General features: G+C 70.6%; 18 protein-coding genes and 1 pseudogene. 10 read left to right on the plus strand and 9 right to left on the minus strand.

The genetic code is table 11. The annotated features are described in order from the left end of the window. Positions 1-147: 147 nt before the first annotated feature. Positions 148-1,530 (plus strand): glycine--tRNA ligase, encoded by a 1,383-nt coding sequence (locus tag ACIBSV_RS12490; RefSeq protein WP_395862040.1) that lies wholly within the window; start codon positions 148-150, stop codon positions 1,528-1,530. Between the two features lie 144 nt (positions 1,531-1,674). Here ACIBSV_RS12490 and ACIBSV_RS12495 read toward each other — a convergent pair whose 3' ends face one another. Together ACIBSV_RS12495 and ACIBSV_RS12500 are read right to left on the minus strand one after the other, a co-directional pair. Beyond that, positions 1,675-2,661, minus strand: a complete 987-nt coding sequence (locus ACIBSV_RS12495) for a hypothetical protein (protein ID WP_395862042.1) — start codon at positions 2,659-2,661, stop codon at positions 1,675-1,677. A gap of 15 nt (positions 2,662-2,676) precedes the next feature. Continuing rightward, complete coding sequence (locus tag ACIBSV_RS12500) at positions 2,677-3,342, minus strand: NADAR family protein (RefSeq protein WP_395862044.1); 666 nt, start codon at positions 3,340-3,342, stop codon at positions 2,677-2,679. Positions 3,343-3,442: 100 nt separating this feature from the next. Here ACIBSV_RS12500 and dusB point away from each other — a divergent pair, with 100 nt between their 5' ends. Then, positions 3,443-4,639 carry a tRNA dihydrouridine synthase DusB gene (dusB, locus tag ACIBSV_RS12505; RefSeq protein ID WP_395862045.1) on the plus strand — a complete coding sequence of 399 codons (1,197 nt, stop codon included), beginning with the start codon at positions 3,443-3,445 and terminating at the stop codon, positions 4,637-4,639. 113 nt (positions 4,640-4,752) lie between these two features. Then, the gene (locus ACIBSV_RS12510) at positions 4,753-5,358 is read left to right on the plus strand and encodes a TetR/AcrR family transcriptional regulator (RefSeq protein WP_395862047.1); all 606 of its coding nucleotides are present in this window, start codon (positions 4,753-4,755) and stop codon (positions 5,356-5,358) included. 158 nt (positions 5,359-5,516) lie between these two features. On the opposite strand, the pseudogene ACIBSV_RS12515 reads toward ACIBSV_RS12510, so the two are convergent. Continuing rightward, a pseudogene (locus ACIBSV_RS12515) lies at positions 5,517-5,954 on the minus strand (M23 family metallopeptidase); the annotation flags it as partial. A gap of 456 nt (positions 5,955-6,410) precedes the next feature. Here ACIBSV_RS12515 and rpsB point away from each other — a divergent pair. The 6 genes from rpsB to rlmN all read left to right on the plus strand — a co-directional run bounded on the left by rpsB (position 6,411) and on the right by rlmN (position 12,314). After that, a complete protein-coding gene (gene rpsB / locus ACIBSV_RS12520) occupies positions 6,411-7,340 on the plus strand; it encodes a 30S ribosomal protein S2 (protein ID WP_395862049.1) in 930 nt (309 codons plus the stop codon). A gap of 207 nt (positions 7,341-7,547) precedes the next feature. Beyond that, positions 7,548-8,381: a translation elongation factor Ts gene (tsf, locus tag ACIBSV_RS12525; protein ID WP_395862051.1), complete on the plus strand. Its 834-nt coding sequence runs from the start codon at positions 7,548-7,550 to the stop codon at positions 8,379-8,381. Positions 8,382-8,446: 65 nt separating this feature from the next. Further along, positions 8,447-9,256 (plus strand): UMP kinase, encoded by an 810-nt coding sequence (pyrH, locus tag ACIBSV_RS12530; RefSeq protein WP_395862053.1) that lies wholly within the window; start codon positions 8,447-8,449, stop codon positions 9,254-9,256. Positions 9,257-9,288: 32 nt separating this feature from the next. Further along, positions 9,289-9,846 (plus strand): ribosome recycling factor, encoded by a 558-nt coding sequence (gene frr, locus ACIBSV_RS12535; RefSeq protein ID WP_360304662.1) that lies wholly within the window; start codon positions 9,289-9,291, stop codon positions 9,844-9,846. Next, positions 9,846-11,111, plus strand: a complete 1,266-nt coding sequence (locus tag ACIBSV_RS12540) for a phosphatidate cytidylyltransferase (RefSeq protein WP_395862055.1) — start codon at positions 9,846-9,848, stop codon at positions 11,109-11,111. Before frr ends, ACIBSV_RS12540 begins: the two co-directional genes overlap by 1 nt. Before the next feature lie 96 nt (positions 11,112-11,207). Further along, positions 11,208-12,314: a 23S rRNA (adenine(2503)-C(2))-methyltransferase RlmN gene (gene rlmN, locus ACIBSV_RS12545; protein WP_395862057.1), complete on the plus strand. Its 1,107-nt coding sequence runs from the start codon at positions 11,208-11,210 to the stop codon at positions 12,312-12,314. A 585-nt stretch (positions 12,315-12,899) separates the two neighbouring features. Here the strand turns inward: rlmN and ACIBSV_RS12550 are convergent. Both ACIBSV_RS12550 and ACIBSV_RS12555 read right to left on the minus strand, forming a co-directional pair. Then, complete coding sequence (locus ACIBSV_RS12550) at positions 12,900-14,165, minus strand: hypothetical protein (RefSeq protein WP_395862059.1); 1,266 nt, start codon at positions 14,163-14,165, stop codon at positions 12,900-12,902. Between the two features lie 4 nt (positions 14,166-14,169). Beyond that, positions 14,170-14,919 (minus strand): ABC transporter ATP-binding protein, encoded by a 750-nt coding sequence (locus ACIBSV_RS12555; protein ID WP_395862061.1) that lies wholly within the window; start codon positions 14,917-14,919, stop codon positions 14,170-14,172. Positions 14,920-15,097: 178 nt separating this feature from the next. On the opposite strand from ACIBSV_RS12555, the gene ACIBSV_RS12560 reads away from it, so the two are divergent. Beyond that, the gene (locus tag ACIBSV_RS12560; RefSeq protein ID WP_395862063.1) at positions 15,098-15,898 is read left to right on the plus strand and encodes a tyrosine-protein phosphatase; all 801 of its coding nucleotides are present in this window, start codon (positions 15,098-15,100) and stop codon (positions 15,896-15,898) included. 28 nt (positions 15,899-15,926) lie between these two features. Here the strand turns inward: ACIBSV_RS12560 and ACIBSV_RS12565 are convergent, their stop codons facing one another. The 4 genes from ACIBSV_RS12565 to ACIBSV_RS12580 all read right to left on the minus strand — a co-directional run bounded on the left by ACIBSV_RS12565 (position 15,927) and on the right by ACIBSV_RS12580 (position 20,037). Further along, entirely contained in the window at positions 15,927-17,306 is a 1,380-nt protein-coding gene (locus tag ACIBSV_RS12565) for an NAD(P)/FAD-dependent oxidoreductase (RefSeq protein WP_395862065.1), read from the minus strand. After that, positions 17,303-17,971, minus strand: coding sequence for a pyridoxamine 5'-phosphate oxidase family protein (locus tag ACIBSV_RS12570; RefSeq protein WP_395862067.1), 669 nt, complete (start codon positions 17,969-17,971; stop codon positions 17,303-17,305). Before ACIBSV_RS12570 ends, ACIBSV_RS12565 begins: the two co-directional genes overlap by 4 nt. A gap of 192 nt (positions 17,972-18,163) precedes the next feature. Further along, positions 18,164-19,549, minus strand: a complete 1,386-nt coding sequence (locus ACIBSV_RS12575) for an aspartate aminotransferase family protein (protein ID WP_395862069.1) — start codon at positions 19,547-19,549, stop codon at positions 18,164-18,166. Next, positions 19,546-20,037 carry an Lrp/AsnC family transcriptional regulator gene (locus ACIBSV_RS12580; RefSeq protein WP_395862071.1) on the minus strand — a complete coding sequence of 164 codons (492 nt, stop codon included), beginning with the start codon at positions 20,035-20,037 and terminating at the stop codon, positions 19,546-19,548. Before ACIBSV_RS12580 ends, ACIBSV_RS12575 begins: the two co-directional genes overlap by 4 nt. Positions 20,038-20,069 lie beyond the last annotated feature (32 nt).

A 20,069-nucleotide genomic window follows, 5' to 3' on the forward strand; every position in this document is an offset into this window, starting at 1 on the left:
TAGAATGACAATCGTTGTCAATAATAGCGGATTGGGCCAACCGTGGCGGAGCGGGCCTCGGGCATAAGGATTTACCGGGTCGACCAGCGCGCCGGTAGCCTGTGCCGACACTGTCACTGCCCGCATCGTCGCACCGAAGAGAGCATTGTGGCCGCCGACAAGATCGACACCATCGTCAGCCTGAGCAAGCGCCGAGGCTTCGTTTACCCCTGTAGTGAGATCTACGGCGGCCAGAAGGCCGCCTGGGACTACGGTCCCCTCGGCGTGGAGCTCAAGGAGAACATCAAGCGCCAGTGGTGGCGCACGATGGTCACCTCGCGTGACGACATCGTCGGTCTGGACTCCTCGGTCATCCTCGCCCGCGAGGTGTGGGAGGCGTCCGGTCACGTCGAGGCGTTCGTCGACCCACTGACCGAGTGCACCTCGTGCCACAAGCGCTACCGCGCCGACCACCTCGAAGAGGCCTACGAGGCCAAGCGCGGCCGGCTGCCGGAGAACGGCCTCGCCGACATTACCTGTCCCAACTGCGGGAACAAGGGCACCTTCACCGAGCCCAAGATGTTCAACGGTCTGCTCCAGACCTTCCTGGGCCCCACCCAGGACGAGTCCGGCCGCGCGTACCTGCGCCCGGAGACCGCCCAGGGCATCTTCGTCAACTACAAGGCCGTCGAGCAGACCTCGCGCAAGAAGCCGCCGTTCGGCATCGCCCAGACCGGCAAGAGCTTCCGCAACGAGATCACGCCCGGAAACTTCATCTTCCGCACGCGCGAGTTCGAGCAGATGGAGATGGAGTTCTTCGTCAAGCCGGGTGAGGACGAGACCTGGCAGGAGTACTGGATGCAGCAGCGCTGGGACTGGTACGTCGGTCTCGGCCTCAGCCCCGACAACATGCGCTTCTTCGAGCACCCGAAGGAGAAGTTGTCGCACTACTCCAAGCGCACGGTCGACATCGAGTACCGCTTCAACTTCGGTGGCACCGAGTTCTCCGAGCTGGAGGGCATCGCCAACCGCACGGACTACGACCTGCGCACCCACTCGGAGAAGTCCGGCACCGACCTGTCGTACTTCGACCAGGACGCCGGCGAGCGCTGGTTCCCGTACGTCATCGAGCCCGCCGCGGGCCTGAACCGGGCGATGCTCGCGTTCCTGCTCGACGCGTACTTCGAGGACGAGGCGCCCAACGCCAAGGGCAAGCTGGAGAAGCGCACCGTGCTGCGTCTGGACCCGCGCCTGGCGCCGGTCAAGGCCGCCATCCTGCCGCTGTCGCGCAACACCGACCTCTCGCCCAAGGCCCGTGGGCTGGCCGCGGACCTGCGCCAGTACTGGAACTGCGACTTCGACGACGCCGGTGCGATCGGCCGTCGTTACCGCCGCCAGGACGAGATCGGCACGCCGTTCTGCATCACCGTCGACTTCGACACGCTCGAGGACAACGCGGTGACCGTGCGCTCGCGCGACACGATGCAGCAGGAGCGGGTCTCGCTCGACCAGGTCGTGGGCTATCTCTCGGCGCGGCTGCCGGGCTGCTGACCCGAACCCGGCCGTAGGCCGCGGAGCACGGGGGACGACACGAGGGGCGCCGTCGCGGACGGCGCCCCTCGTTGTTCGTCGCGCACCGATCGGCGAGCCGACGTCGCGTCGCGGACGAGCCCGCTCAGTCGCGGACCGACCGGCTCACTTGAAGATGCCGGCCATGATGCGGTCCGTCATCCGGTAGGTCAGATCGCTGTAGACGGCGCTCGCCGCCTTCGAGGCTTCCTCGCCCTGGCCCTTGAGCGGACCCCCGTCGGCCCGGCCGATGTCCATCACCAGCACGTAGTGCCCGGTCGTGGTGGCGACCGCGATGTGCTCGGAGCCGTCCTTGAAGGCGACCCCGCTCGACGCGGGCGGTGCCAGCCAGGCCGTCGGCGACGTGGCGAACGGAATCTTCTCCAGCGCCTGCTTCAACGCCTGCGCCTTGGCCTTGTCCGGCACCGAGACCACCGACAACGTCGCCACGTACTTGCCGGCGGAGTCCTTGTACGACCCGCGCAGCACACCCACACAACCGTTCTGCGTGATCGCGGTGCCGGTCGCGGTGACCACCTTCGAACAGTCCGCGGCAGCGCTGCCGTCGGCGGACAGTTGCCGGTACTTGCCGCCGCTGCGACCGTCGAACTCGGCCGGGTCCTTGAAGAAGTAGTCCGTGGTGAAGGGCAGCTTGTCGGTGGAGACCGCGTCGATGTTGGACGTGTTCGGCGGCGGTGCGGACTGGAAGCCCTTGGGCTCGTCGGTGGGCGCACCGGCCGAACCCTGCGGCGCGGGCAGCGCGCCGCCGTTGCTCGCCGGGTTCGGCGACGAGTTCGCGGCCGGCTTCTTGTCTTCGCCGTCGTCCTTGGACAGGAAGAAGAAGGCCCCGCCGCCGATCACGCCGAGCGCGACCACCGCGGCCACCGGCATCAGCCACTTCCGCCGGCTCGGCGGCGGGGGCGGCGGCTGACCGTACCCCTGGCCGTACTGCTGCTGCGGATACGGCTGACCGTACGGCTGTTGTGCGTAGCCGGGTTGCCCATACGGTTGGCCGCCGTAGGGCTGTTGACCGTTGTTCGGTTGGCCGTACGGCTGTTGCCCGTGGCCGTAGCCGGGCCCGTTCGGGGGCTGCGGGGGCGGGTAGGCACTCATGTTGCGGAGATTAGTTCATCGGGACGACGGGTCAGGGCCGGATTCCGAAGCGTGGTCGGTCGAGCCGGCCAGCCGGGCCCGGGCCTCCATCAACGCGAACCCCAACAGGTTCAGCCCGCGCCAGCGCTCGGGGTCGGCGGCCCGCTCGTCGTCGGCGGCCAGCCCGATGCCCCAGATCCGGTCCAGCGGACTGGCCTCCACCAGCACCCGCTGCCCGGTGCCCAGCAGGAACGCGGCCATCGCGGGGTGCTGCCCGAACTTGGCCACGTTGCCCGCCACGATCAGCTCGAACCGCTCGTCCACCCAGCGCCGCTCGTCGAAGCCGCGCACCTGCCGACCGATCGTCTTGGCGGTCTTCGGGTGGCCCGCCGCCAGCACCCGCCGCTCCGCGTCCGCGTCGCCGAACATCCGCGCCTTGCCCGCCATCATCCAGTGCTCCGCGGTGCGATAGCTCACCCCGTCCACCGTGAACGGCGACGGATACCACTGGCTCAGACAACCCGAGTCCACACCCTCGCGCGGTTCCCGATGACCCCAGAAGAAGACGTACTTCAGCCGAGGACCACGCCGCGCCCGCAGGACGAGGGACGCGACATCGCGAGGTTCGACGGCGCGCCGGTCACCGGACGCCTCACCGGGCTCGTCGGTCGCCGTGCGGGAATCCCCGGAATCCATGCTCATGGCGACGATCGTGTCAGCACCGACGGACACCCGGAAACAGCTTTTCCCGGTGGGGGACAATGGATCGGATCCATCCCCGCACCCTTCTGGAGCATCGTCCATGGCACCCGCCGACGCACCCACCCCCGACGCGACCGGCAGCCCGTGGGCGCCGTTGCGCCTGGGCGCCGAGGGCGGCGCGCGGATCTGGCCGCCGGTCGTGCTGGCCCCGATGGCCGGCATCACCAACGCGCCGTTCCGCACGTTGTGCCAGGAACAGGCGGAGGCGGCGACCACCGCACGGCCCGCCGGGCTGTACGTCAGCGAGATGATCACCACCCGCGCGTTGGTCGAGCGGGACGCCAAGACGCTGCGCCTGATCCGCTTCGCCGAGACCGAGCGCCCGCGCAGCATCCAGCTCTACGGCGTCGACCCGCACATCGTCGGCCGCGCGGTGGCGATGATCGTGGACGAGGGCCTGGCCGACCACATCGACCTCAACTTCGGCTGCCCGGTGCCCAAGGTCACCCGCAAGGGCGGCGGCTCGGCGCTGCCCTACAAGCGCAATCTGCTGCGCGACATCCTGCGCTCGGCGGTCAAGAACGCGCGCGGCGTGCCGGTCACCATCAAGATGCGCAAGGGCATCGACGACGACCACCTGACCTACCTGGACGCGGGCCGGATCGCCGTGGACGAGGGCATCACCTGGGTCGCCCTGCACGGCCGCACCGCCGAGCAGCACTACGGCGGCACCGCCGACTGGTCCGCCATCGCGCGGCTGAAGGAGGTCGTCACCGACATCCCGGTGCTCGGCAACGGCGACATCTGGGACGCCGAGGACGCGTTGCGGATGATGCGTGAGACCGGCTGCGACGGTGTCGTGGTCGGTCGCGGCTGCCTGGGCCGCCCGTGGTTGTTCCGCGACCTGGTGTCCGCGTTCGAGGGCAGTGCCGAACGATCCCGCCCGACCCTGGGCGAGGCCACCGCGATCATGCGCCGGCACGCGGTGCTGCTCGCCGAGTGGATCGGCGACGAGACGCACGGCGTGACCGATCTGCGCAAGCACGTCGCGTGGTACATGAAGGGCTTCTCGGTCGGCGGCACCATCCGGCGCGGCCTGGCCACCGCGAGCAGCCTGGCCGAACTCGACGACTGGTTCGGGCGACTGGACCTGGACCAGCCCTGGCCGATCGGCGCGGACGGCCCGCGCGGCCGGACCGCCGGCGGCAAGCGGGTGATCCTGCCCGAGGCCTGGCTCGACGACCCCGAGTGCGCGCTGCCCCCGATCGACGCCGAGTTGGACCACTCCGGCGGCTGACCCCCGGCCGACCGCCGGCGGCCGGCATGCGGTCGCGGGTCGCGGCGTGGGCGGGATTCGGCAATTGCGCAAGCTCCCCGATGGCACGCACAGTGACGTCGTACAGTGAGTGGATGCCCAAGATTCGAGCGTCCTCCGTCGCCGAACACCGCGCGATGCAGCACGCCGCGCTGCTCGACGCCGCGCGGAGCCTGCTCGACGAGGGCGGTTTCGCCGCACTGACCTTCCCCGCGCTCGCCGAGCGCACCGGTCTGGCCCGCTCCTCGCTCTACGAGTACTTCGCCTCGCGCGCGGCCGTGGTCGAGGAGCTCTGCGCGGTGGACCTGCCCGCGTGGGTGGCCGAGGTCGAGGACGCGATGGGCGCGACCGAGGACCCGGCGCACAAGATCGCGGCCTACGTGGCCCGCCAGTTGGAACTGGTCGGTGATCGCCGTCATCGGGTGGTCGTCGCGATCTCCACCGGCGAGCTGGACACGAACGCGCGCGAACGCATCCGGGCCGCCCACGGGCGGATCGTCGAACTGGTGGTGGACGCGCTCGCCGCGCTGGGCCACCGGGACCCGATGCTGGTCGCGACGCTGGTCCAGGGCATGGTCGACGCCGCGGTCCGGCGGATCGAATGCGGCGCCGACCCCGGCGCGGTCGAGGCGGCCACGCTGGCACTCGTCCTCGGTGGCGTCGCCCGGGTCGCCGAACCCGATCGGGCAGAGTCCGAATAAGCGGAGCCCGAAGCAGCGGAGCCCGAAATAGCGGAACCCGAAGAGGCAGAGCCGGAGGAAGCGGAGCCCGGACCCGGACGGTTCGGGTACAACCGCACCCGCACCCGCCGCAGCAGGGTCAGCGGATCGCGGTACCCGGGCACCAGCAGTCCCCAGTGCAGGCACGGCTCGGCCAGATGGAACGGTCCCGGCGCGAGCACCCCCAACGGCTCGCCCGCGGCGACCGCGCGCCCGACCGGCACCGACGCGAGCACCGGCTCGTAGGTCGTGCGCACGTCCCCGTGCCGCACGCTGACCACCCCGCGCCCGGCCACCGACCCCGCGAACACCACCACCCCCGCGCCCGCCGCGAGCACCGGTTGTCCGACCCGCGCGGCGAGATCCACCCCACGATGCCCCGCCGACCACGCCGCCTCGGGCGCCTCGAACCCGCGCAGCACCTCGGGCCGGGGATTTAGCGGCCACACCCAGCGCCGGACCGCCGGCGTGGGTCGCACCGTGCCGGTCGCGGCCGGCGGGCCGGCCGTGGACAACACGGCCGTGAGCAAAACGAGACACAGCACGATCGGCCCTCGGCCGGGTTTCGACGCGTTCATGCGGACCAGACTCGTCCGGGTCGAGCCGTACCCCGGCCGACGCGACGCGCACTGTGGACAAACAGCGGCTCACTGCGTGTAGACAACTTCTTCTGTGCATAACCGGACGGCGATCGTCGAAGACCGATACGGCTCGAAAAGGCCGCATACAGACTGACGAGGCGTCGGAAAAGGGTGGCCGGAAGGCGAGTCGCTCGGCCGCGCGCGGTTCCCGTACACTTCCCGGAGCGGCCCGGCCTTCCGGGTCGACTTCGCGCGCCCACCTTCGAGCCGCCGACGTCCCGCATGGCGAGACGCCACCGAGCGGGACTCGATGGGGACACCTCTCGGTCCGGGAATCCGCAAGGACCTCGGCGTGGTGTCGCGGGCGTCAGGCGTGGCGGCGACCCGTCGCCACGGCACAACCGAGAGTCCCGGGCACGATCGCCGGGACGAGAGCCCAAGGAGCGTACGGCCATGGCCGTCGTCACGATGCGGGAGCTGCTGGAAAGCGGCGTCCACTTCGGTCACCAGACCCGCCGCTGGAACCCGAAGATGAAGCGCTTCATCTTCACGGAGCGCAACGGCATCTACATCATCGACCTGCTCCAGTCGCTGTCGTACATCGACCGCGCCTACGAGTTCGTCAAGGAGACCGTCGCCCACGGTGGCACGATCCTCTTCGTCGGCACCAAGAAGCAGGCGCAGGAAGCGATCGCCGAGCAGGCGACGCGCGTGGGTATGCCCTACGTCAACCAGCGCTGGCTCGGCGGCATGCTGACCAACTTCTCGACCGTCTACAAGCGCCTCCAGCGCCTGAAGGAGCTCGAGCAGCTCGACTTCGACGACGTGGCCGGCTCGGGCATGACGAAGAAGGAACTGCTCGTCCTCAAGCGCGAGAAGGACAAGCTGGCGAAGACCCTCGGCGGTATCCGCGACATGCAGCGCGTGCCTTCGGCCGTGTGGATCGTGGACACCAAGAAGGAGCACATCGGCGTCGGCGAGGCCCGGAAGCTGCACATCCCGGTCGTCGCGATCCTCGACACCAACTGTGACCCCGACGAGGTCGACTACAAGATCCCGGGCAACGACGACGCGATCCGCTCGGTCACGCTGCTCACCCGCGTGATCGCCGACGCCGTCGCCGACGGTCTCATGTCGCGTGCCGGTGGCGCCGCCGCCGACACCAAGGCCACCGCCGGCGAGCCCCTCGCCGACTGGGAGCGCGAGCTGCTCGAGGCCGGCAAGAAGGAAGAGGCCGCTCCGGCCGAAGCCGCCCCCGCCGCCGAGGAGATCGTCGAGTCCGGCTCGGTCACCGAGGCCGATGTCGAGGCCGAGGCCACCGAGTCCACCGAGGCCGCTCCGGCCGCCGAGGCGCCGGCCACCGAGGCCGACCCGCAGGTCTGACCCTGGATCGAGGGGTACGACGGCCCAGCCGGCGTACCCCTCGCCCTGTGCCGGGCCCCGATCACGGTGCGTGCGTACCTGGGTACGTCCCCGTATGTGTCGGAATACCCGCACAGCCCCTTGACCTTCATCGGGTGGGGCGACAACCTCACCCGCAGTCGCTCGGCGCAACCGGGCCGCTGACCCGAGAGACGAGAGAATCAGGACATGGCGAACTTCTCCGCCGCGGACGTGAAGAAGCTCCGTGAGCTCACCGCCGCAGGCATGATGGACTGCAAGAAGGCCCTCGAAGAGGCCGAAGGTGACGTCGACAAGGCTGTCGAGATCCTTCGCGTCAAGGGCCAGAAGGGCGTCACCAAGCGCGAGGGCCGCTCGGCCTCCAACGGTGCCGTCGTCGCGCTGCTCGACGGCAACGCGTCCGGCGTCCTGGTCGAGCTCAAGTGCGAGACCGACTTCGTGGCCAAGAGCCCGAAGTTCATCGAGGCCGCCGAGGCGATCGCCGCGCACGTCGCCAAGAGCTCGCCCGCCGACATCGCCGCGCTGCTCGCGAGCGAGATCGAGGCCGGCAAGACCGTCCAGCAGTACGTCGACGACGCCAACGTCACGCTCGGCGAGAAGATCGTGCTCGACCGCTTCGCGCAGTACGCCGACGGCTTCGTCGCGGCCTACCTGCACAAGACCAGCCCCGACCTGCCCGCGCAGATCGGCGTGCTGATCGAGCTGGACGGCGCCAACGCCGAGGTCGCCAAGGACGTCGCGCAGCACATCGCCGCGTTCTCGCCGACGGTGCTGAACCGCGAGGACGTGCCGGCCGAGACGGTCGAGAACGAGCGCCGCGTGGCCGAGGCCACCGCGCGCGAGGAGGGCAAGCCCGAGGCCGCCCTCGCCAAGATCGTCGAGGGCCGGGTGACCGGCTTCTTCAAGGAGAACGTGCTGCTCGACCAGGCGTTCGCCAAGGACAGCAAGAAGTCCGTGGGCAAGGTCCTGGACGAGGCCGGCGTCAAGGTCAAGCGGTTCACCCGCTTCCGCGTCGGCGTCTGATCCGCCCCTCGCACCACCGCCCCGATTCGGGGCATGCAGTAGGCATGAACGCAAGTGGAAGCAGTATGGCGAGGAGGCCGCAAGGCGTGGAGGGAACCGTGCAGGAAACCGAAACGAAGGCGGCCTCCTCGTCGTCCGCCGAGGGCGACGAGCCGAACCCCTACGCCCGCCGGGTGCTGCTCAAGCTCTCCGGCGAGGCGTTCGCGGGCGGTGGCGCCCTGGGCGTCGATCCCGACACCGTGCAGACCATCGCGCTCCAGATCGCCGACGTGGTCCGCCGGGGCACCGAGGTCGCCATCGTCATCGGCGGTGGCAACTTCTTCCGCGGCGCCGAATTGCAGATCCGCGGCATGGACCGCGCGCGCTCGGACTACATGGGCATGCTCGGCACCGTGATGAACTGCCTGGCGCTGCAGGACTTCCTGGAGAAGCAGGGCATCGACACCCGCGTGCAGACCGCCATCACGATGGGCCAGGTCGCCGAGCCGTACATCCCGCGCCGGGCGGTGCGACACCTGGAGAAGGGTCGCGTGGTCATCTTCGGCGCGGGCATGGGCATGCCCTACTTCTCCACCGACACCACGGCCGCCCAACGCGCGTTGGAGATCGACGCGGTCGCGCTGCTCATGGCCAAGGGTGTCGACGGCGTGTACGACTGCGACCCGAAGGCCAACCCGGACGCGGTCATGTTCGATCACCTGGACCACGCCGAGGTGCTCGCCCGCGGGCTCAAGGTCGCGGACGCCACCGCGATCAGCCTGTGCATGGACAACGAACTGCCGATCGTCGTCTTCAACCTGCTCGTCGAGGGCAACATCGCCCGCGCCGTGCGGGGTGAGAAGATCGGCACCCTGGTCAGCCGTACCGACGGCTGATCGACGGCGACAGGACCGGGACAGGAGCCGACATGATCGACGAGATTCTCCTCGAAGCCGAGGAAAAGATGGAGAAGGCCGTCGTGGTCGCCAAGGACGACTTCGCGGCGATCCGCACGGGCCGGGCCACTCCGGCGATGTTCAACAAGATCCTCGTGGACTACTACGGCTCGCCCACGCCGGTGAACCAGCTCGCGTCGTTCACCACGCCCGAGCCGCGCATGGTCATCGTGACCCCGTTCGACCGCGGTTCGACCAACGCGATCGTCAAGGCGATCCGGGACTCCGACCTCGGGGTCAACCCGACCGACGACGGCAAGCTCATCCGCGTCGTCTTCCCGCAGCTCACCGAGGAACGCCGCAAGGAGTTCATCAAGCTGGCGCGGGGCAAGGGCGAGGACGCGAAGATCTCGTTGCGGGCGATCCGCCGCAAGGCGAAGGAAACGCTCGACAAGCTGGTCAAGGACGGCGAGAGCGGCGAGGACGAGGTGCGTCGCGCCGAGAAGGAACTCGACGACACGACCCACAAGTACGTCGCGCAGATCGACGAGTTGCTGAAGCACAAGGAAGCCGAGCTGCTCGAAGTCTGATGAACGACTCGACCTGGGGCGGTACGCCGCCGGCCGATCCGCCTGCGGGAGCGCACCCCGATCTGCCGCCCGGCCACGACCCGTACGGGTCGTACGGCGCGTGGCCGGAGCAGGTCCCGGACGCCCCGACGGGTCAGGACGCGGCCCACTACGACGCGGCCCGGTCCGGTGGTTACGGGGATGGCGCCACTCGGGCGCAGCAGCACTTTCCCGCCGGCGTCGGGGTACAGACACAGGATGACCACACGCAGGTGCTGTCACCGATCGCGGGTCACGACCCGGGCGACGAACCGGAGCCGCACTCGGGTTCCGCGTTTCGGGACGAGCCCGCCCGGACGGACGCGGCTCGGATCGACCCCGGGCGTGAGGGGCTCGCGGTGACCGAGGAGCCACCCGCGAAACCCGTAGGCAAGGCCGGCCGGAACCTGCCGCAGGCGATCGGAGTCGGTGCCGGGCTGGGCGGGATCATCATCGCCTCGCTGCTCACCCTGCCGGTGCTGTTCGTCGGCGTCGTGCTGCTTGCGGTGCTGGTCGGACTGTGGGAACTGGCGGGCGCGTTCGGTCGTGCCGAGGCGGTCGCCGACGCGTCCGGTCGGACCGCGCAGGGCGCCACCGTCGGACGCGGCATCCGGATCCCGGTGGTACCGCTCGCGGTCGGCTCGGCGGCGATGCTCGTCGCCGGCTACGCGCGCGGTGCGGAGGGGCTCGCGATCGCCACCGCGTTGACCGCCGTGGCGGTGATGATCTGGCGGATGACCGAGGGGCCAGAGGACTTCCTCCGGGACATGACCGCCGGCGTGTTCACCGTCTTCTACCTGCCGTTCCTGGCCGGGTTCGCGGTCCTGATGCTCGGCGACGACGACGGCGCGCAGCGGGTGTTGACCTTCATCATCCTGGTGGTCTGCGCGGACACCGGCGCCTACGCGGCCGGCGTGACCTCCGGCGGCCCGCACAAGATGGCGCCCAGGATCAGTCCCGGGAAGAGCTGGGAAGGCTTCGCCGGCGGGGTGTTCCTGGCCGCCGTCGCGGGTGCGGTCTGCGTGACGACCATGCTCGACGGCGCGTGGTGGCAGGGCGCCGTGGTGGGCGTCGCCGCCGCCGCGGTGTCCGCGCTCGGGGACCTGGCCGAATCGATGATCAAGCGGGACCTGAAGGTCAAGGACATGGGCAACCTGTTGCCCGGTCACGGTGGCGTGATGGACCGACTCGACTCGCTGCTCGCCGCGGCTCCCGTGGTGTGGCTGCTGCTCGCCGTATTCGTATGACCCGGACCTGATCCGGCAAGAAACCGGACAGGCCGCGTGTGCACGAGAGCGGGGCCGAACCGGCCCCGCCCGTACACCTGCGACACTGGACGAGCCATGCCCAAACCAGGAGAACTCACCTTCACCGCGCCGCCGCGTCGTTCGAAGCCGCCGCGCCACCTTGCCGACCTCACCCCCACCGAGCGCCGCGAGGCCGTCGCCGAGTTGGGGGAGAAGCCGTTTCGCGCGGCTCAATTGTCCAAGCACTACTTCGGCCACCTCTCGGACGACCCCGAGCAGTGGACCGACATGCCCGCCGCGTCGCGGGCCAAGCTCGCCGAGGCGCTGTTGCCCGAGCTGATGACCTCCGTGCGGGACATCTCGTGCGACGACGGCGCGACCCGCAAGTCGCTGTGGAAGCTCTTCGACGGCACGCTCGTCGAGGCCGTCCTGATGCGCTACCCCGACCGGGTCACCATGTGCGTGTCCTCGCAGGCGGGCTGCGGGATGAACTGCCCGTTCTGCGCCACCGGCCAGGCCGGTCTGACCCGCAACCTGTCCACCGGCGAGATCGTCGAGCAGGTGCTCGCGGGCGCGCGGGCGCTCGCCCGCGGCGAGGTGCCCGGTGGCCCGGGCCGGGTCAGCAACATCGTCTTCATGGGCATGGGCGAGCCGCTCGCCAACTACAAGGCCGTGGTCGGCGCGGTCCGCCGACTGACCGACCCGAGCCCCGACGGGCTGGGCGTCTCCGCCCGCTCGGTGACCATGTCGACGGTCGGCCTGGTCCCGGCGATGTACAAGCTCGCCGACGAGCGCGTCCCGGTCACCCTCGCGCTGTCCCTGCACGCGCCGGACGACGACCTGCGCAACACCCTCGTGCCGGTCAACACGCGCTGGGACGTGCGCGAGGTGCTGGACGCCGCGTGGCACTACGAGGGCGTCACCGGTCGACGGGTGTCCATCGAGTACGCGCTGATCAAGGACATCAACGACCACGGCTGGCGGGCCGACCTGCTCGGGCGCCGGCTCAAGAACCACAACGCACACGTCAACCTGATCCCGCTCAACCCCACGCCGGGGTCGAAGTGGACCGCGTCGACGGCCGAACGCCAGGAGGAGTTCGTTCGCCTGCTGACCAAGCACGGCGTGCCGGTCACCGTCCGGGACACCCGCGGTCGCGACATCGACGGCGCCTGCGGCCAGCTCGCGGCCGCCGAGGTCTAGGCCCTGTCCGGCGGATCCTGGTGGGTCCGCGCCGCCTGGCACCGCGCCTCGCAGCACCGGAGAAGCAGCCGAATGGAACCCCTATGCGGCTGCTTCTCCGGCACGCCGATGCACGGCATCCGCCCTTCGGGCTCCTCGCTGCGTTCACGACGCGGCCCGATCCGTCAAGATCCGCCGGACAGGGCCTAGGTCCGAAGGCACCCCCCTTCCTGCGGACGCCGGGCCGGCTTCGGTCGATATTCGGACATCCGGGGCAGGTCACGGGTGCGCGGCGCGGCGATATAGAACGGGTAACGAATCCTTATCGGATCCTTAGGCGCTCCAGGGCAGACTGATCTCAGTGCCAAGCCGTCGGATCCTTTGATCCCCCCGTTCGAATGATCCGACGGCGGCACGCCCAAGCCGCCGGTCGAAGGGACACGATCCGGCGCACGGCTCGGGGTCGCGTGGCCCCCGAGACGATAAGCACTTCGAGCCCGTCGCGGAAGGGGACGCCGCGCCGGGCTCGAAGTGTTTTCCCATGTCCGGAGCGGTTTTCCGGTGTTTCGGCCCGGGCCCGGGAACGGGCGTGTCGGGGTCGGGCTCTCAGGCCCGCCGCCTCGGCCGTTCGCCCCGCACGATCACCACCGCCGCCGCGATCAGCGCGGTCACCAGCAGGCCGACCGCCCACGCGGTGCCCAGGGCCGCGGTGCGCGTGGACACCGTCGGGAACGGGTTGGCGTCACCCTGTGCGGGCCACGCGGTCAGCGCGCCGACCGCGACCGAGGTCAATACACACACCAGCACCGGCACCGTGAGGGCGACCAGTGCCGCACGGCGATCGACCGGTGTGCCGGCGCCGATCGAATGCAGCGTGCGCGAGGTCTCCCGGCGCGCGGAGCCGTATTCCACGACCACGGTGAACAACATCGCGGCGGCGCACAGCGACACCGCCGCGACGGTCAGGAACAGCGGGGCGTCGGCCATCCGCACCGGGGTGTGGTCGCCCGCGAGTCGGCTGGTGGTGACCACCGCCAAGGCGATCGTGGTCAGCCCCAGGGGCAGTGCCAGGCCGCGCGCGCTCGCCTCGATCCGACGGGCCGCGCACAACGTCCACACCCGTCCGGCCCGGGCGGCCCAGCCCGCTCCGAGCCAGGTCACCAACCACGGCATGGTGAGTGCCGCGCCCACCAGCACCGCGCCGTAGCCGAGCACGGCGGCCGGCAACGTGCCGTGCGACAACCGCTCCGGCCGACCCGGGTCGGCGATCAGGTACTGCCCGAGCAGCCCGGCCAGCACCAGCAGCGGCCCGACATAGGGCGGAACGAGCGGCAACGACCGGGTCGAGGGTCCGCGCGTCGCGCACGCGGCGGCGAGGGCCGCGATCGCGGGTACCGCGACGAGCAGCGTGACCGAGGCCGTCCAGGGCACGGTGGCGCCGATCGCGAGCAGATGGCGGATCCCGGGTGGCGCCGAACCCAACACCGAGCGCGACACCAGGTGTGCCTGCACCCCGGCGATCGCGCCGGCCAGGGCGGTGGTGGCCGCCTCGGTCGCGACCAGGCCCCGACCGCGATCGGCCGCCATCCGCACCGGCAGCGCGCGGCCGGCCCGGTCGATCCGGTACAGCTCGGCCAGCCGGTTGGCGACCGCGGTCAGCACCGCCACCGCGGCCAGCACCGGCACCGCGGCGAGCACCGGACCGATCAGCGCGGGCCCGGGACGCCCGGCCGGTCGCGCCCACGCCAGCAGGCTCAGCAGGACGATGGTGGCCGTACCCGCCACCGCGGCGCCGGCCAGCACGCGCGCGGCGTCGACCCGGGACGCGTCGCGCAACGCTTCGCGCAGTGGGCTCGGGTCGGCCCCGGACATCGCTCTACCACCCGTCCGCGCGCGGGTCCGGGCGACCGTCGCGCAGGGCCAGACAGTGGTCCGCGTGCGCCGAGACCCGCGGGTCGGCGGTGGCCAGCACCAGGGTGATCCCGTGCGAGCGCACGGCGGAGACCAAAATGCGCATCAGGTGGTCGAGCTCGGTGCCGAGCAGGCCGTGCGCCGGTTCGTCGGCGAACACCACGGCCGGCCGGGTGACCAGCGCGCGGGCCACCGCCGCGCGGCGCAACAGCGCGCTGCCCAGACCGGCCGGCCGGGATTCGGCGTGCTCGGTCACGTCCAGCCGCTCCATCCAGTGCCGGGCGACGGCGAACGCCTCGGCCCGGCGGATCCGGTCCAGCAGCAGCGGCAGCGCGACGTTCTCCGCGACGGTCAGCTCCGGGAGCAGCCGGGTGCGCCCGTCCACCAGCCCGAAGTACCGACGGCGCAGCGCGGTCCGGCCCTTCTCGTCGAGCACGTGCATCGGGCCGCTGTTGAACCAGATCTCGCCGGAATCGGGGGCGACCACGCCGGACAGGCACGCGAGCAGCGCCGACTTGCCGGCGCAGCCGGGCCCGGTGATGGCGAACGTCTCGTCGGCGCGCACCGCCGCGGAGACGTCCCGCAACAGGGTGACCGGACCCTGGGTGAGGGTCAGTCCGCGACAGCGCAGCACGTCGTTGTCGGGCGGGGAGCTCGCGGTCCTGGGGACGACGCGCCGGTCATGGGGTCTCGCCGCGCGGGACGACAGGGACATGGCACACCTCCCGCAGAGAAACGTTCGTTGCCACCCGTTTCCTCCAACGAGTGTCGTGGCGCCGGGTTGCGGCAGGGGCGAGAAACCCCTCACTCGGGGAACCCTGCCGGCGGCGGGAGTTCGCGCGCACCATGATGAGGCGAACAGGTCTATCGAACGCGTTCCGAACGGGGTGCACATGAACCGCCGACTCGATCTTCCAGATCTGCTCAATGCCCGCGACATCGGCGACCTACCGCTGATCGACGGGGGAGTCACTCGAACGGGCGTACTGATGCGGTGTGAGACCCCGGATCTGCTGACCCCCGAGGGAGTCGACCGGCTCACCCACACCTACGGCGTACGGCACGTGCTGGACCTGCGCTCGGACGGCGAGGGCCTGCCGCCGGCGCAGTGGCCGGGGGTGATCCGGCACCGGCTGCCGCTGCTGGGCCGGCGCTCGGCGCTGGCCGCGGACCGGGCCGCGGTCGGCGACGTCTCGGCCGGGCAGACCCAGGGCCTGGGGCTGGACGACGACATCGACCTGGGGAACGTGGACGAGTACGGCGCGGGCCTGCTCTACATGCGGATGGCCGAGCGCGGCGGCGAGTCCTACGTGCGCTCGCTGGAGATCCTGGCCGGCGACGGCGGGGTGCCGGCGCTGGTGCACTGTACGGCGGGCAAGGACCGGACCGGGATCCTGGTCGCGCTGCTGTTGTCGGTCGCGGGGGTGGAGCGGGAGGCGATCATCGCGGACTACACCGAGACCGAGACGCACCTGGTGGAGATGTTCGAGCGGATCGACCGGCTGCCCCGGCAGCCCCGGATCGATCCGGCGCACCCGGTCGCGCCGGCGATGCGCGGCGCGGCCCGGGCGTCCATCGACACGTTCCTGCGGGTGCTCGCCGAGCGGCACGGCTCGGCGGCGGACTTCCTGCTCAAGGCGGGTGCGGCGGCGGAGCACCTGGAGGCCTGGCGCCGCGTCATCCGGGGGCGGTAGCCCGGTCGGTCCCCGCCCCCGGGGCGAGTCAGTGGCCCAGGAACCGGCCGAACGCGTGCGCGAGCCGGGATTCCTTCCCGGTGCGTCGCTCCTCGGCGTCCGCGCCGGCCATCACCCGCAGGCCGACGTTGGTGCCGATCCAGCGGAAGGGTTCGGGCTCCCATCTGGGCGAGCGGTGCCGGACCCAGGGCAGTCGGGTGAGATCGGTGTACTCGTCGCGGATCAGGTCGGCGAGGGTGCGGCCCGCGAGGTTCGCGGTGCCCACGCCGTCGCCGACGTAGCCGCCGGCCCAGGCGAGGCCGCGGGCGCGGTCCAGGCCGCAGCTCGCGTACCAGTCGCGGGCCACGCCGAGCGGTCCGCCCCACGAGTGGGTGATCCGCGCGTCGGCCGCCGCGGGGAAGAGCTGGGCGATCACCCGACGCAGTTCGGCGAAGACCTTGTCGTCGCGGTCGAACTCGGGCCGCACCCTGGAGCCGAAGTGGTACGGGGCGCCGCGCCCGCCGAAGGCGAGCCGGTCGTCGGCGGTGCGCTGCCCGTAGATGATCAGGTGCCGCATGTCGCTGAAGCTCTCCCGGTGGGCCAGGCCCACCTCGGCCCAGAACGACTCGGGCAGCGGCTCGGTGGCGACCATCAGCGAGTACACGGGAGCCAGGTCGCGGTGGAAGCCGGCCAACTCGGGCGTGTAGCCCTCGGTGGCCCGGACCACGACGTCGGCGCGGACCCGGCCGTGCGGGGTGATCGCCGCGCCGTCCTCGATCGCGGTGACCGGGGTGTGCTCGTGGATGCCCACGCCCAGCCGGTCCACCGCGGCGGCCAGGCCGCGGGCCAGTTTGGCGGGGTGGATCACCGCGCAGTGCGGGGTGTAGGTGCCGCCGAGCACGTCGGTGGCGCCGACCATCGCGCGCGCCTCGGCGGCGTCCAGCAGCCGGGCGTCCGTGTCGTCGAAGCCCCACGCGTGTTCGTCCGCGACCAGGTCGCGGGCCCGGGCCAGTTGCACCGGGGTGCGGGCCAGCACGACGGTGCCGCCCTTGGCGAAGTCGCAGTCGATGCCCTCCTCGGCGACCACCCGGCCGACTTCGTCCACGGTCGCGTTCATCGCCCGCTGCTGGGCGATGGCCCGCTCGCGGGTGCTGCTCCGGGCCACCTTCGCGAGCGAGGCGGGGAACAGCGCCGAGCACCAGCCGCCGTTGCGGCCGGAGGCGCCGAAGCCGGCGATCTCCCGCTCCAGGACCACGATGCGCAGCGTCGGGTCCGCCTTGGCCAGGTAGTAGGCGGTCCACAGGCCGGTGTAGCCGGCGCCGACGATCGCCACGTCCACGTCCAGGTCGCCCGTGAGCGCGGGACGCGGGGTGATCTCCTCGTCGAGGGTGTCGAACCACAGCGACAGTTCGCGGTAGTCGGCGGTCATCGGCGCCACTTCCTCAGGTAGTCCGGCGCGGGCAGGTCGAAGCGCAGGTCCGGGGCGGGCACCGGTTCGCCGAAGTGTTCGCCGATCGGCACCACGCCGGCCCAGATCGGGGCGTCCAGATCCTCGTCGTCGTCGTCCGGCGGTCCGGCCGAGATCTTCACCGAGGCCTCGTCCAGGGATAGCGCGAGTACCAGGGTCGCGGCCAACTCCTTGACCCGGTGCGGGCGCAGTTCTTCGCGGCGGCCGGGCAGCAGCCGGTCGGTGAGCAGGTCCAGCGCGGCGACCTTCTCGTCCTCGGGCAGCACGACGCACGAGCCGAGCACCATCGCGCTGCGGTAGTGCATGGACGACTCGAATGCCGAGCGGGCCAGCACCAGGCCGTCGAGCAGGGTCACGGTCAGGCAGGTCGGGGCGCCCGCAGCCAGGCCGCGGAAGAGCCGGCTGCCGGTCGAGCCGTGGATCAGCACCCGCTCGCCGTCGCGGGCGTAGGCGACCGGGAGCACGAACGGCTGACCGTCCTCGCCGGTGATCGCCAGGTGGCCGACCAGGCCGGCGTCGAGCACGGCGTGCAGCGCGGTTCGCTCCCGGACGGCGTGGTCGGGCAGCCGGCGTACGCGAGTGCGGGCAGTGGAGCCGAGGGTGGAGTCGGGAGTGGGGTGGCTCATCGGGCCTCTTCGGTGATCCGAGCGCGGCGCGGGTCGGGGCGCGGGCGGGTCGATGTCGTGGTTGTCGGTATTTCTCGGCTCTTCGGCGGATTTCGTTTCGGATATGAGTCTGCCGCCGGCGCGCACTGGCGTGTGCGCGACGGCGGCAGACTCACTGAGGGTTCGTCGAATAGCCGGGGTCTACTGCTCGATCTACAGCTTGGTCCAGGCCTCGGTGAGCACTCCGCGCAGGATCTGCTCGATCTCGTCGAACACACCCTGGTCCGCGGTCAGCGGCGGGGAGAGCTGGATGACCGGGTCGCCGCGGTCGTCGGCGCGGCAGTACAGGCCGTTGTCGTAGAGCGCGGTGGACAGGAAGCCGCGGAGCAGGCGCTCGGCCTCGTCCTCGTTGAACGTCTCCTTGGTGGCCTTGTCCTTGACCATCTCGATGCCGTAGAAGTACCCGTTGCCGCGCACGTCGCCGACGATCGGCAGGTCCTGGAGCTTCTGCAGGGTGGCCAGGAACTTGGACTCGTTGTCCAGCACGTGCTGGTTGAGGCCCTCGCGCTCGAAGATGTCGAGGTTGGCCAGCGCCACGGCGGAGGACACCGGGTGCCCGCCGAACGTGTAGCCGTGCATGAAGACGTTGTCGCTGCCGTTGTAGAACGGCTCGGCGAGGCGATCCGAGACGATCATCGCGCCGATCGGCGAGTAGCCCGAGGTCATGCCCTTGGCGCAGGTGATGATGTCGGGGACGTAGTCGAACTTGTCGCACGCGAACATCGTGCCGAGTCGGCCGAACGCGCAGATGACCTCGTCCGAGACGAGCAGCACGTCGTACTGGTCGCAGATCTCGCGCACGCGCTGGAAGTACCCGGGCGGCGGCGGGAAGCAGCCGCCGGCGTTCTGCACCGGCTCCAGGAAGACCGCGGCGACGGTGTCGGGGCCCTCGTTGAGGATCGCCACCTCGATCTGGTCGGCGGCCCAGCGGCCGAAGCCCTCGGGCGAGGAGTCGGCCAGGAACTCCGGCTTGCGGTACTGGTTGGTGTTCGGCACCCGGAAGGTGCTCGGCACCAGCGGCTCGTACGGCGCCTTGTAGTCCGGCAGACCGGTGATCGACAGCGCGCCCTGCGGGGTGCCGTGGTAGGCGATGGCCCGCGAGATGACCTTGTGCTTGGTCGGCTTGCCGGTCAGCTTGAAGTAGTGCTTGGCCAGCTTCCACGCGGACTCGACGGCCTCGCCGCCACCGGTGGTGAAGAAGACCTTGTTCAGGTCGCCCGGGGCGTGGTGCGCCAGGCGCTCGGCGAGTTCGATCGCCTTGGGGTGGGCGTAGCTCCACACCGGGAAGAAGGCGAGCTGCTCGGCCTGCTTGCGGGCCACCTCGGCCAGCTCGGTGCGGCCGTGACCGGCCTGTACGACGAACAGGCCGGCGAGGCCGTCGATGTACTTGCGCCCGTTGGTGTCCCAGATGTAGCTGCCTTCACCGCGCACGATGGTCGGCACGGGAGCGTTCTCGTACGACGACATGCGGGTGAAGTGCATCCACAGGTGGTCGTAGGCGCTCTTGGAGAGTGCCGCGTTGTCGTACTGCTGTGTCATCGAGTACCCCACTGGTAGGTCTGCTTCCGAAGCTTCAGGTAGACGAAGCTCTCGGTGCTCCGTACGCCCGGAATCGCTCGAATCCTCTTGTTGATGATGTCGAGCAGGTGGTCGTCGTTCTCGCATACGAGTTCCACGATGAGGTCGAACGAACCAGCCGTGATGACGACGTAGTCCACTTCCTTCATCGTGGCCAGTATGTCCGCTACGGGTTCGATGTCCCCTTCGACGCGAACCCCGACCATGGCCTGGCGATGGAAGCCGACGGTCAGCGGATCCGTCACGGCGACGATCTGCATCACGCCTTGGTCGAGCAGGCGCTGTACGCGTTGACGTACCGCGGCCTCCGAGAGACCGACCGCCTTGCCGATCGCGGCATACGAGCGGCGTCCGTCCTCCTGGAGCTGCTCGATGATCGCCTTCGACACGGCGTCGGCCGGAGCGTTCGGGTTTCTGTCTCGACCGGCCACGTAGTCACTCTGCCTCATCAGATGGGCCTTTCGCAAGGGAATCCGTTGAC

The sequence above is a fragment of the Embleya sp. NPDC050154 genome (genome assembly GCF_044460165.1).
Taxonomy (GTDB): domain Bacteria; phylum Actinomycetota; class Actinomycetes; order Streptomycetales; family Streptomycetaceae; genus Embleya.

Excerpts from the sequence above, each read along its gene's own strand:
- ACIBSV_RS12495 (WP_395862042.1), bottom strand. The coding sequence starts at position 2,661 with ATGAGTGCCTACCCGCCCCCGCAGCCCCCGAACGGGCCCGGCTACGGC.
- ACIBSV_RS12500 (WP_395862044.1), bottom strand. The coding sequence starts at position 3,342 with ATGAGCATGGATTCCGGGGATTCCCGCACGGCGACCGACGAGCCCGGT.
- dusB (WP_395862045.1), top strand. The coding sequence starts at position 3,443 with ATGGCACCCGCCGACGCACCCACCCCCGACGCGACCGGCAGCCCGTGG.
- ACIBSV_RS12510 (WP_395862047.1), top strand. The coding sequence starts at position 4,753 with ATGCCCAAGATTCGAGCGTCCTCCGTCGCCGAACACCGCGCGATGCAG.
- rpsB (WP_395862049.1), top strand. The coding sequence starts at position 6,411 with ATGGCCGTCGTCACGATGCGGGAGCTGCTGGAAAGCGGCGTCCACTTC.
- tsf (WP_395862051.1), top strand. The coding sequence starts at position 7,548 with ATGGCGAACTTCTCCGCCGCGGACGTGAAGAAGCTCCGTGAGCTCACC.
- pyrH (WP_395862053.1), top strand. The coding sequence starts at position 8,447 with ATGGCGAGGAGGCCGCAAGGCGTGGAGGGAACCGTGCAGGAAACCGAA.
- frr (WP_360304662.1), top strand. The coding sequence starts at position 9,289 with ATGATCGACGAGATTCTCCTCGAAGCCGAGGAAAAGATGGAGAAGGCC.
- ACIBSV_RS12540 (WP_395862055.1), top strand. The coding sequence starts at position 9,846 with ATGAACGACTCGACCTGGGGCGGTACGCCGCCGGCCGATCCGCCTGCG.
- rlmN (WP_395862057.1), top strand. The coding sequence starts at position 11,208 with ATGCCCAAACCAGGAGAACTCACCTTCACCGCGCCGCCGCGTCGTTCG.
- ACIBSV_RS12550 (WP_395862059.1), bottom strand. The coding sequence starts at position 14,165 with ATGTCCGGGGCCGACCCGAGCCCACTGCGCGAAGCGTTGCGCGACGCG.
- ACIBSV_RS12555 (WP_395862061.1), bottom strand. The coding sequence starts at position 14,919 with ATGTCCCTGTCGTCCCGCGCGGCGAGACCCCATGACCGGCGCGTCGTC.
- ACIBSV_RS12560 (WP_395862063.1), top strand. The coding sequence starts at position 15,098 with ATGAACCGCCGACTCGATCTTCCAGATCTGCTCAATGCCCGCGACATC.
- ACIBSV_RS12565 (WP_395862065.1), bottom strand. The coding sequence starts at position 17,306 with ATGACCGCCGACTACCGCGAACTGTCGCTGTGGTTCGACACCCTCGAC.
- ACIBSV_RS12570 (WP_395862067.1), bottom strand. The coding sequence starts at position 17,971 with ATGAGCCACCCCACTCCCGACTCCACCCTCGGCTCCACTGCCCGCACT.
- ACIBSV_RS12575 (WP_395862069.1), bottom strand. The coding sequence starts at position 19,549 with ATGACACAGCAGTACGACAACGCGGCACTCTCCAAGAGCGCCTACGAC.
- ACIBSV_RS12580 (WP_395862071.1), bottom strand. The coding sequence starts at position 20,037 with ATGAGGCAGAGTGACTACGTGGCCGGTCGAGACAGAAACCCGAACGCT.